This window comes from Nocardia sp. NPDC060220 (genome assembly GCF_042727815.1).
GTDB lineage: Bacteria > Actinomycetota > Actinomycetes > Mycobacteriales > Mycobacteriaceae > Nocardia.
Window position 1 is genome coordinate 1 of the sequence record NZ_JBHWZY010000167.1, and the last position, 10,257, is coordinate 10,257.

Here is a 10,257-nt window from a genome sequence, read left to right on the forward strand (position 1 = left end):
CTGACACCACAATGATGTGGTGTCAGCGTGCACCAGAAACTGCGGATGGTCAAGGGTCAGCCGTCGAGCAGGTGAGGTAAACCGGCGCGAAAGCGGTCCGCGTCGATGGCTTTGGCGGCAGCGAAAGCGGGGAGGGAGACCAGCGGGAAGATCTGGGCGCGGGGACTCGGATCGTCGGCGGCGTCGAGGATGGCGTTGGCCGCCGCGCGACCGGATTCGTTGGCGCCCTCCATGGTGGCCAGGTCGATGTGGTGGCGGACGTGATCACCGCCGAAATAGAGGTTGGGAATCGCGCAGTGTGCGTCGGGACGATTGTCGTAGGAGCCGACTGTGTTGACCAGCAGCGGGGTTTCGTTGTGGATGGTGGTTCCCGACCAGGTGATGCCGGGGTCCAGATGCCAGGAGTGGATGTCTTCGTCGCGTAGCCAGTCGGTGCCGGTGTTGAGCCAGGCTTTGAGCTGCGCCCAGGTCTCGATGGCGATTTCGGCGGCGGTGCATTCCTTGGCGGTGCGGCCGAAGTGGATTCCGGGTGTGTCCCAGTCGGAGATGTCGACCGACAGACATTCCAGCACCGAGCCGTCGCCGTAGGTGGCAGGGAAGTCGCCCACCCACATGGGGGCTTGGCGCAGCGCGGTGAGGGCCCAGGGGGAGCCCAACGCGGCGATGTGTCCCTCGGGGATGTCGGTGGGGCGGCGCAGGTAGTACTGGATGCCGACCATCCTGTCGGTGACCAGGTTTCGCATCCCGCCCTGGCGCGGATCGGCCTCGATGATCGTGTCGTCGAGGAGGTCGACCGCGCGGTCGACCGGCATGGCGCACAGATAGTGGTCGGCTGTCACTGTCGTGGTCCCACCTGTTCCGCTGACCGTCGCAGCGGCGATGCGACCGCCGGCCATCCGCAATGCGGCCAGGCCCTGCCCCATGACGAAGCGGACGCCGAGCGTGCGCAGGTAGTCGACCCACGGATCGATCCAGGCGACGTTGGTCGGGCGGTTGAGGATTCGGTCGACGCCACCGGAGAACTGCGCAACCGTGCCGGACGCGGCCAGGACCAGCGCCTCGCCGATCGTGCCGATGGTTCGTGCGGAGCTGGTCTGCGGCTTCGCGGCGACGGTGATCCGGGTGAGCGCGTTCACCAGGTACTTCCGGTATGCGGGCGACTTTCCCTCGGCCTGCATGATCTGTTCCCAGGTCACGTATTCCCACTGGCCGAAGCGTCGTTCGGTGCTGGAGGTGAACCACACGAGCATCTGCTTGGCGAAGAACGCCAGCTCGTGTGGTGGTAGGTCGGGGATGAAGCCGAGCGCGCCGATGATGCTGTTCTGCATCAGTTCCGGCGTCAACTGACTCAGTCCACCGAGCTCGACCGGGGCGAAGATCGGCGGCAGGTCCTGGAATCCGGCGACCGTGCCCTCGACCCGCACCAGGTTGTCGAGCACACCGTTCTGGTTGCCGGGGAACGGGATTCGGCTCATCGTGTCGGGGACATGCTGATAGCAGCCGGGGAAGAATCGGAACCCGTGTTCACCCGGCAGATGCTGACGACCGGGCGACGCGGTTCCCGGCACGCCCATGCTGCGGGCTTTTCCGCCGAGGAACGCGGGCTCGTAGACGGTGATGTCGTAGCCTCGCTCGGCCAGCTCGTGCGCGGCACTGAGCCCGGCCATGCCGCCACCGAATATCGCCACCGACTTGCCGCCGGAGCGCAGTAGTGGCGAACGCCGGGCAGTCGTCGCTGCGGCGAAGGCCGGGGGAGTCACGGCTAGTGCGGCTCCGGCGACGAGCCCGGCGCGCAGCGCAGTGCGGCGGGTGATCGGTGCTGACAACGGTGTCGGCTGATCAGGCATGGTGTTCTCCTGGACCTGCGGTGGTGAGGGTGAAAGGTGGGTTCGGTGGTGGGCAGTCATCGGTTGCGTTGCCGCGCAGGGTTGTCCGCGTGGTTCGCCATTCGCTGGTCGAGTCGCGGATCTCGCGTGCCACGTCGACGAGGACGGCGGGCAGATGTGCCCACTGGTGGACCGAGGCGCGGACCGCGAGGCCCAGGGCGCGGGACGGGGTATACAGCTCGGCGGGCCGGTGGGTGCGGGAGAAGATGCCCGCGGTGATCTCCGCCAGTTCCGGGTCGTCGGCGGCGGTGCGGTAGAGCTCGATCTCCAAGGGCCGCAACGTTTCACCACGTGCCAGCCGATTCGTCCAGTGGAAGATCTCGCGGCACTCGACGACGCGGCGGCGCTCCCACTCCGACAGGGCAGCGTCGAGAGCCCGCGGGTCGTGGAGAACCTCGTCGACCGACTCGGCGAGCGTGCGTCCATAGTGCAGGGCGTCGCGGATGCCCTGCGCGGTGACGGGATCTTTGAAGTGTCCGGAGTCGCCGGGCAATGCCCAGCCCGGGCCCGCGGAACGGCGGAAGTACGAGGAAATGCCGGTGGCGGAACGGATCCGGCCCACGCGCTCACACCCGCGCAGTCGGCTGGTCAAATCCGGAATCCGGGCCAGGGCCTCGGCGTAGCGGCGTTCCGCCACACCGGGACCGCGTCCGAGGTCGCTGACCGTGGGCGGCTGAACCAGGCTGAGCACCAGGCCGTCGTCGCACGGGAAGGCGGTGCCGAGGTCGGCACCGACACGCCACTGGGCGGCGATGTGGCGGGGAGCGTCGGCGGCATCGCGCCAGTAGGCGAAATAGCAGTCGCGCCCGCTCGGCACGCTCAGAAACGGTCGTTCGGCGCCCACCGCGCGGGCGATGGTGCTGCGCCGCCCGTCCGCGCCGACAACGAGCGCGGCGCGGATCTCCCTGGTCTGGCCCGCGGCATCGAGGTATCGCACACCGGCGCAACGGTTCCCGTCCCAGACCACCGAGGTGACCCGGCAGCGCGGCCGCACCTGCGCGCCCGCGTTCACCGCGGTGCGCGCCAGCACGGCGTCGAGTCCGGTGCGGCGCACGCACATCGCGTAGTCGATGCCGTCGACCGAGGGAAAGCCGGAACCGACACCGTGGCCCGCGGCCTGTGCGTAGGCCCTGGTCAGCCGTGGCGCACCGAGTGCTTCGACGGCGGCCAATGCGTCGAGGCGCTGGAGCTCGGCCAGCCCGGCCGGCCAGAGCAGGTGGGTGGACAGGGTGTCCGACGGCAAGATGGCGGCGTCGAGCACGACCACAGCGCGACCCGCCCTCGCGAGTGTCGCCGCGGTAGCCGACCCCGCGCAGCGCGCGCCGACCACGACGACGTCGGTCCTTTCGACTGCGGTGACGGGGGAATCGACCATGAAGACCACCTCGGTCACTGAGTCTCGGACAGTGTGTCCGATTGATGATGAGGCGGGCCGTATTCAGGTGTCAATAGCCAACCGGGACAGGGGGATTGCCGCGGCCCCTACCCCCGCCACCACGGCGGCCCGCGGGTCTACGGGCACAATGGGACGCATGGGCAATGCCAGCGCACCCGGTGCGGCATCGGCGACGGATAGCCGATGCCCTCACTGACCCGTGTCCCGCGATCGGCGCGCAAACCCGCTGACGACCGGCGGGCGGAATTCGAACGACGGGTCCTGACCGCGGTCGAAGACCTGCTGGCCGACGGCACGCCGTTCACCGAGATCGCCGTGCAGAAGATCGCCGCCGCGTCCGGGTCGGCGAGATCTACCTTCTATCGCTACTTTCCGGACAAGAGCAGACTGCTGATCCGGATGGCCGAGTTGGCCACCGCCGATCTGTTCGCCGCGGCCGAGATGTGGTGGAGTGCCGAGCACACCGATCAGCAGGCCGGAGTCGTGCTGGCCATGCGCGCGATGATCGGCGGTTTCCGCGACCATCGCTATCTGCTGCTCGCCCTGACCGAAGTGGGCTCCTACGACCGGGAGGTCGGTGCCTACTGGCGTTCCCGAGTGGCGACCTTCGCCGAACTGGTGCGTGCCCGGCTGGCGGCCGAACAGGCGTCGGGCCGCGTCGGGCCGCAGCTCGATCCCCGAGCCACCGCCCTGATTCTCACCTCGATGGTCGAACGCACGATCTCGGTCGCCTTCGCCGCCGAAACCGGTGTCGGCGAGGATGAATTGGCCGAATCACTCGGTCGCGCGATCTGGCTCGTCATCTACGGGGACGCGCCCTAGTCGCTGTCCTTCTGCGAGACAGCGTCCTCGGCTGCGGCTGCGGCTGCGGCTGTGGTTGTGTGGGCGGAACGTTTGCGGCGCGGTGTCGTCTGATCGATGCGCGGATCCTCGGTCACCGCATAGTGTTTGACGTACTCGGACAGGAACGCCTGCACTGTCGCGGTGGCCGGAATGGCCAACAGTGCGCCGACCGCGCCGAGCAGCGCGCCACCGGCGAGTACCGACAGCAGGGCGATCGCGGCATTGACGTCGACGGTGCGCGCGGTGATCCGAGGCTGTAGCAGATAGTCCTGGAACCACTGGTAGACAACCGCGAACACGATGATCCATACCGCGTCCATCGGGTCGACGGTCAGCGCCACGAAGACCGGAACGATCGCGGCGATGTAGGTGCCGATGGTCGGGATGAACGCGGAGATCACGCCGAACCAGACCCCGAGCGCGATGGGGTTGGGCAGGTGCAGGATCGACAGGAATACCCCGTGCACGATCGCGGAGACGATCGCCAGCAGCAACCGCGAGAACAGGTAGCCGCCGGTCTTGTCGATGGCGAGGTCCCAGGCGTGCAGGAAGGTCTGCTGGCGTGCCGGCGGCAGGAGCGAGCACACCGTGCGCCGCACCTTCGGGCCGCCCGCGGTGAGGTAGACGCTGAACAGCGCGATGGTCAGGACCTGGGCCAAGCCGCCCAGGACCGTGGTCGACACGCCCCAGGCATTGTCGGCGGCGGTGTGCGCGTAGCTCTCGAGCAGGTCTGACTCGCGCAGCAGCCGTTGACTCAGGTCGTGCGTTGTGAAGTGCTGTCCGAAGGTGTGATTGACCCAGTCCACGCCCTCGTCGAGCAGTCGTGGCGTCTCATGGACCAGGTTGGTCGCCGTCTCCACGAGCAGGGTCACCAGTGCGGCGAGAAAGGCCAGCACGCAGAGGAAGGTGGCGACGAATACCAGGCCGGTGGCGAGACCACGCGGCACCCCCCGCCGCACCAGCAGGGCGACGGGCGGCTCCATCGCCAGCGAGATGAAGAACGCGACGAACAAGATGATCAGGATGCCGGTCAGCCGGTGGAACGCCCAGTCCGCGAGCAGGAACAGTCCGAAGAACGCCAGTGCCAGCACCATTGCCCGAGGTAGCCACGTCGGCATTCTGGTTCGCGCGGGCGCCTGCGCAGCGCTGTCCCCGGGGTCGATGTCCACGACTTCCAGTGTCGCCCCGGGGCGGTCCTTTTCCCGGCATCAACGCGGCGTCGACCTGCCCGAAGAGTCGGCCCGCTTCTCGGGCAAATAGTTGCAGTTCCTGAAATATTGCAGTTTGTGCTAATTTATGGGCGTGACTCAGGAGCCGGTCAAACAGGCCGCGGTCGGTCTGCGTGAACAGAAGAAGCAACGGACCCTGCTCGATCTCTGCCTCGCCGCGCGGCGATTGGCGGTCGAGCACGGGCTGGACGCGACGAACGTCGACGACATCGCCAAGGCCGTGGGCGTCTCGCCGCGCACGTTCTTCAACTACTACGAGACCAAGCTGGACGCGGTGGTCGGCCCGATCGGTGAGATCGGTACGCCCGAAGCCAGAAGCGAATTCGTCGCAGGCGGTCCGACCGGTGTGCTCATCGAAGACCTCACCTGGCTGCACGCCGCGGGCTTCCAGCCGGAAAGCGAAGTGCGCGAGGGTATCTCGCTGGTCACGAAACTGGTGATGGCCGAGCCGAGAGTGCTCGCCGCCTTCATCGCCTCCGGCGCCCGGATGGAGGCCGCCATCGCCGAACTCCTCGCGGCCAGGTGCGGGGCCGACGTCGACCCCGAATTCGCCTCGCTCACCGCGGGAATCATGACAACCATCACCACGCGGGCAGCGATGTCGCTGGCCGCCGACCCGAACGGGTCGCTGGCGGCAGCGCTGCACGAGCACTGCGCCATGGCCTCCCGGCTGTTCCGGCCGGACGACAGCACAAGGGAGACGCTCCGATGACCACGACGGCCGACTCGCCGCCCACCCCGATCGTCCTGACGCAGAAGCGGATCTGGCTGATCTTCTCCGCTCTGATCGCGGGCATGTTCCTGGCCAGCCTCGATCAGATGATCGTCGGCACCGCGATGCCGACCATCGTCGGCGAACTGGGCGGTGTCTCGCACATGGCCTGGACCGCCACCTCCTACCTGCTCGCTACCACCATTGTGATGCCGATCTACGGAAAACTCGGCGATATGTTCGGCAGGCGATGGCTGTTCCTGTTCGCGATCACCGTCTTCACCGCCGCGTCGATCGGCGCCGCCGCGTCGACCAGCTTCTGGGAGTTCATCGCCTTCCGCGGTCTGCAAGGCGTGGGTGGCGGCGGTCTGATGATCCTGGCGCAGGCCATCATCGCCGATGTGGTGCCCGCCAAGGACCGCGGCAAGTACATGGCTCCGATGGGTGCTGTCTTCGGCATCACCTCGGTCGCCGGACCGCTGCTCGGCGGACTGTTCGCCGACCATCTCGACTGGCGGTGGTGCTTCTGGATCAATGTGCCGATCGGCATCGCCGCGCTGTTCATCGCCTTCCGCTACCTCAACATCCCCAGCCATCGGCCCAAGTTCCGGCCCGACTACCTCGGCATCGTGCTCATGTCGACCGCGACCACCTTGCTGATCCTGATCACCGACTGGGGCGGCAAGCAGTACGCCTGGGGCTCGACGGTGATGGTGTCGATGATCGCCGCTCTCGTCATCGTGGTCGCGGCCTTCGTGTTCGTCGAGTCGAGGGCCGAGGAGCCGATGCTGCCGCTGTGGCTGTTCCGCAATCGCACCTTCGTGCTCACCTCGCTGATCGGATTCCTCGTCGGCCTGGTGATGTTCGCGGCCATCGGCTTCATCCCGACCTACCTGCAGATGGCCAGCGGTACCTCCGCGTCGGTGTCGGGTCTGCTGCTGATCCCGATGATGATCGGCATGATGCTCACGCTGATCACCTCGATGAACGCGATCACCAAAACCGGTCGCTACCGGGTGTACCCGCCGATCGGCGCCGCGCTGATCGGGATCGACATGCTGTGGCTGACCCGCCTGGACGCCAACACCTCGATGTGGCTGGTCTCGGCCATGCTGTTCGTGATGGGCGCCGGCCTCGGCCTGATCATGCAGATCATCGTGCTCGTGGTGCAGAACGCGGTGGCCCCCGACCAGATCGGCACGGCGACCAGCGCCAACAACTACTTCCGTGAAATGGGTGGCGCGCTGGGCATCGCGATCTTCGGTTCCATCTTCACCGGCAGGCTGACCGAGAACCTCACCGGCGCGTTCCAGGCGAACTGGCAGGAAGCGGCGGCGGCGAAAATCGATCCGAGCGCACTGATTCCCTCGGTGGTCAAGAACCTGCCGGACAATCTGCACGACGCGATCGTCAGCGCCTACGTCGACGCGCTGGTCCCCGGGTTCTGGTACCTGATCCCGGGTGCGGTGCTCGCGTTCGCGCTCGCGTTGTTCATCCCGCATCTGACACTGTCCGACGAAGCGGGAATGGTCGCGCGTGGTGAAGCGGTGATGGCCGAGACCGAGCCGGACCTGGTCAAGGAGAGCTGAGCGGGCCGCCTGCCGATCCGGCCGATGCTGCGGCGAATGTATAAGGCCCGCTATCGATTTCGGTAGGGCGGCCTTATCATTCAGGTCGGACACCGTGCGACGTCGCAGCGCCGATCAGAGGAGCGAGTCAGTGACTACCTATACCGAGCAGTGGTCGGAACTGTTCGGAATGACGCTCGACGACTGGCTGTGCACCGGGACCGTGAACGAGGTGCATCCGGACCTGAGCTGGGATCGGGTGCGCCGGCACGCGGTGGCGGAGATGAACAAACGGCTGGCGGACAGCTGGAGGGCCGGCGTCGACGAGGCGGGGACGATCAGTAGCGCCTCGCTCGCGCTCTTCGACGAGGGGCACATGAAAGCGATCGCGACCGAGGTGCGGGTCGCGACGATCGACAGCGTCGCCTGGATGTCGCAGCTCAGCGTCAGACGTCCGGTGGACGGGTCCACCGGAGGCCGCTGACGGAGTGCGGCAGGGGCTGCCGATCAGCTGTTGGTCGTGGGGCTTCGGTGCTGTTCGGCTCAGCCGTCGAGGTATCGCCGCGGCGATGTGCCGACCGTTCGGCGAAAGGCCGCGAGAAACGCACTGGCGGTGGCGTATCCGACGGTGTGCGCGACGAGGAAGACGGGCCGGCCGTCGGCCAGCAGCGGCAGCGCGGCCTGGATTCTCGCGTGGGTGCGCCAGCGGTCGAAACTCATCCCGGTGTCCTGCACGAACAATCGGGTGAGCGTGCGACGGCTCACACCGACGGCCCGGGCGTGGGCTTCCAAGCTGCGCGGGTCGGCCGGGTTGTCCAGTAGCGCGTCGGCGACTGTGCGTACTCGTTCGTCGACGGGGTGGGGCACGTCGATCGGCGTCGCGGGCAGCGGCTGCAACAGGTCGAGGACGACCGCCTCGGCGCGGAGCCGCTGATCATCGGCCAGTGTGCTCTGGGCGAGGTGCACGATCAAGTGGGCCAGCAGGCCGTCGACGCGGACCGCGGTGGGTTCGGACCAGTCCAGCTCGCAGCGGTCCGGTTCGAAATAGAGGCTGCACAGCACGGCGTCGCGGCTCGCGCCGGTCTTGTGCGCGACTCCTGCGGGCAGCCATAACGCGCGGGTCGGCGGCACGATCCAATGCGCTTGTCCCACAGCGACTCCGAGCACGCCGCTGCGTGTCCAGGCCAGCTGGTGCTGGGGGTGGTAGTGCTCGTGGGTCCACTGTCCGGCCGCGAGCGGGAAGCTGCCGACCACGATCGCGCCCACGCCGGGGGGAGCGGGTTCGAAGGCGGGTTCGGGCATACCCCCAGACTATGTCCTCAATGCGCTATCAGTTGGCCTGGTGACGTCTAGCGGCCATCTGTCTTCGCTGCCTACCGTCGATGCATGACTTCGATCTCTACAGCGGAATCCGGCTCGGGCGCAGACGAGGCTCGGCGCCGCGCGGTGCTGATCGTGCTCTGTCTGGTCCAGTTCATGCTGAATCTGGACGACAACGTGGTCAGTGTCGCGCTGCCCACCGTGCGCGACGACCTCGGATTCACCACCGCGGGTCTCGCGTGGGTGGTGAACGGCTACATCCTCGCCTTCGGCGGGTTCCTGTTGCTGTTCGGCCGAGTGGCCGATCTCCTGGGTCGGCGCCGGGTGTTCCTCAGCGGCGTAGCCGTTTTCGGCGTGGCGAGCGTGTTGTGCGCGCTCGCGCAGGAACCGTGGCAGTTGGTGGCGGGGCGATTCATCCAGGGCACAGGTGCGGCGATGGCGAGCCCGGCCGCGCTCGCGCTGCTCACTCTGCTTTATCCGGGTGCGGGCGAACGCGCCAAGGCGATCGGCATCTGGGGCGCGACGGCCGCGGTGGGCGCCACATCCGGGCTGGTGATCTCCGGAGCTCTGACGGGGTTCGCTTCGTGGCGGTGGGTTTTCCTGATCAACGTCCCGGTCGTTGTCGTGGCCTCGGTGCTGCTGCCACGGTGGGTCGCGGAGAGCCGGAGTGGACCACGTACGCGGGTCGATGTCGTGGGAGCGGCCCTCATCACCGGCGCACCGGTGCTACTGGTCTACGGCTTGCTGCGCGCGTCCGAAACCGGTTGGGGCGAACTCGGTTCCACGATGGCGATGATCGCTGCGGTCCTGCTGGCGGTGGCGTTCGTGATCGTGGAGCGGCGCACCGAAGAACCGCTGGTTCCGTTGTCGTTCCTGGCTTTTCGGCCACGAGCGGTGGCCAATGGGGCGACCCTGCTGTTCTCCGCGGCCTTCTACGCGATGGCCTTCCTGTTGATGCTGCACCTCCAGACCGTTCTCGGCTACGGACCTTTCATCGCGGGTCTGGCGTATCTGCCTTTCGGGGCGGGGATTCTGGCCGGGATGTGGGTGTCGTCGCGGGCGGTGAACCGGCTCGGTGAGCGTGCTGGGCTGGTGACCGGACTCCTTGTCAGCGCGGTGGGCCTGGTGCTGATGTCGGGCATCGACGGCCACGACAGCTACGCCTCGGGGGTGCTGCCCGCCCTGCTCGTCACCAGCATCGGCTGCGGGATGAGCTTGCCCGCGTTGGCGGTCACCGCACTCACCGGCACCACCGAGGACAACGCCGGAATCGGCTCCGCCGTCCTCAGCTCGGTCCAGCAAC

The 10,257-nt window shown here is 67.4% G+C and carries 9 protein-coding genes; 5 read left to right on the top strand and 4 right to left on the bottom strand.

Annotated elements, in window-relative coordinates; translation table 11 throughout:
* Positions 1-56 precede the first annotated feature (56 nt).
* Together ACFWF3_RS11390 and ACFWF3_RS11395 are read right to left on the bottom strand one after the other, a co-directional pair.
* Positions 57-1,847, bottom strand: a complete 1,791-nt coding sequence (locus ACFWF3_RS11390) for an FAD-dependent oxidoreductase (protein ID WP_379313562.1) — start codon at positions 1,845-1,847, stop codon at positions 57-59.
* Complete coding sequence (locus ACFWF3_RS11395) at positions 1,840-3,261, bottom strand: NAD(P)/FAD-dependent oxidoreductase (protein ID WP_379313563.1); 1,422 nt, start codon at positions 3,259-3,261, stop codon at positions 1,840-1,842. Before ACFWF3_RS11395 ends, ACFWF3_RS11390 begins: the two co-directional genes overlap by 8 nt.
* A gap of 204 nt (positions 3,262-3,465) precedes the next feature.
* Between ACFWF3_RS11395 and ACFWF3_RS11400 the strand changes: the two genes are divergently transcribed.
* On the top strand, positions 3,466-4,104 hold the full coding sequence (locus tag ACFWF3_RS11400) for a TetR/AcrR family transcriptional regulator (protein WP_379313564.1): 639 nt from the start codon (positions 3,466-3,468) through the stop codon (positions 4,102-4,104).
* Here ACFWF3_RS11400 and ACFWF3_RS11405 read toward each other — a convergent pair.
* Positions 4,101-5,294 (bottom strand): AI-2E family transporter, encoded by a 1,194-nt coding sequence (locus tag ACFWF3_RS11405; protein WP_379313565.1) that lies wholly within the window; start codon positions 5,292-5,294, stop codon positions 4,101-4,103. The two genes, ACFWF3_RS11400 and ACFWF3_RS11405, sit on opposite strands and share 4 nt — an antisense overlap.
* Positions 5,295-5,427: 133 nt before the next feature.
* Between ACFWF3_RS11405 and ACFWF3_RS11410 the strand changes: the two genes are divergently transcribed.
* From ACFWF3_RS11410 to ACFWF3_RS11420, 3 genes are all read left to right on the top strand, one after another.
* Entirely contained in the window at positions 5,428-6,066 is a 639-nt protein-coding gene (locus ACFWF3_RS11410; RefSeq protein ID WP_379313566.1) for a TetR/AcrR family transcriptional regulator, read from the top strand.
* Positions 6,063-7,655, top strand: a complete 1,593-nt coding sequence (locus ACFWF3_RS11415) for an MDR family MFS transporter (protein ID WP_378990125.1) — start codon at positions 6,063-6,065, stop codon at positions 7,653-7,655. Before ACFWF3_RS11410 ends, ACFWF3_RS11415 begins: the two co-directional genes overlap by 4 nt.
* Before the next feature lie 169 nt (positions 7,656-7,824).
* A complete protein-coding gene (locus ACFWF3_RS11420) occupies positions 7,825-8,118 on the top strand; it encodes a hypothetical protein (RefSeq protein ID WP_379313568.1) in 294 nt (97 codons plus the stop codon).
* Positions 8,119-8,177: 59 nt separating this feature from the next.
* Here the strand turns inward: ACFWF3_RS11420 and ACFWF3_RS11425 are convergent, their stop codons facing one another.
* Positions 8,178-8,936 carry a helix-turn-helix domain-containing protein gene (locus ACFWF3_RS11425; protein WP_379313569.1) on the bottom strand — a complete coding sequence of 253 codons (759 nt, stop codon included), beginning with the start codon at positions 8,934-8,936 and terminating at the stop codon, positions 8,178-8,180.
* 84 nt (positions 8,937-9,020) lie between these two features.
* On the opposite strand from ACFWF3_RS11425, the gene ACFWF3_RS11430 reads away from it, so the two are divergent.
* A partial coding sequence (locus ACFWF3_RS11430) for an MFS transporter (protein ID WP_379313570.1) occupies positions 9,021-10,257 on the top strand: 1,237 nt, incomplete at its 3' end.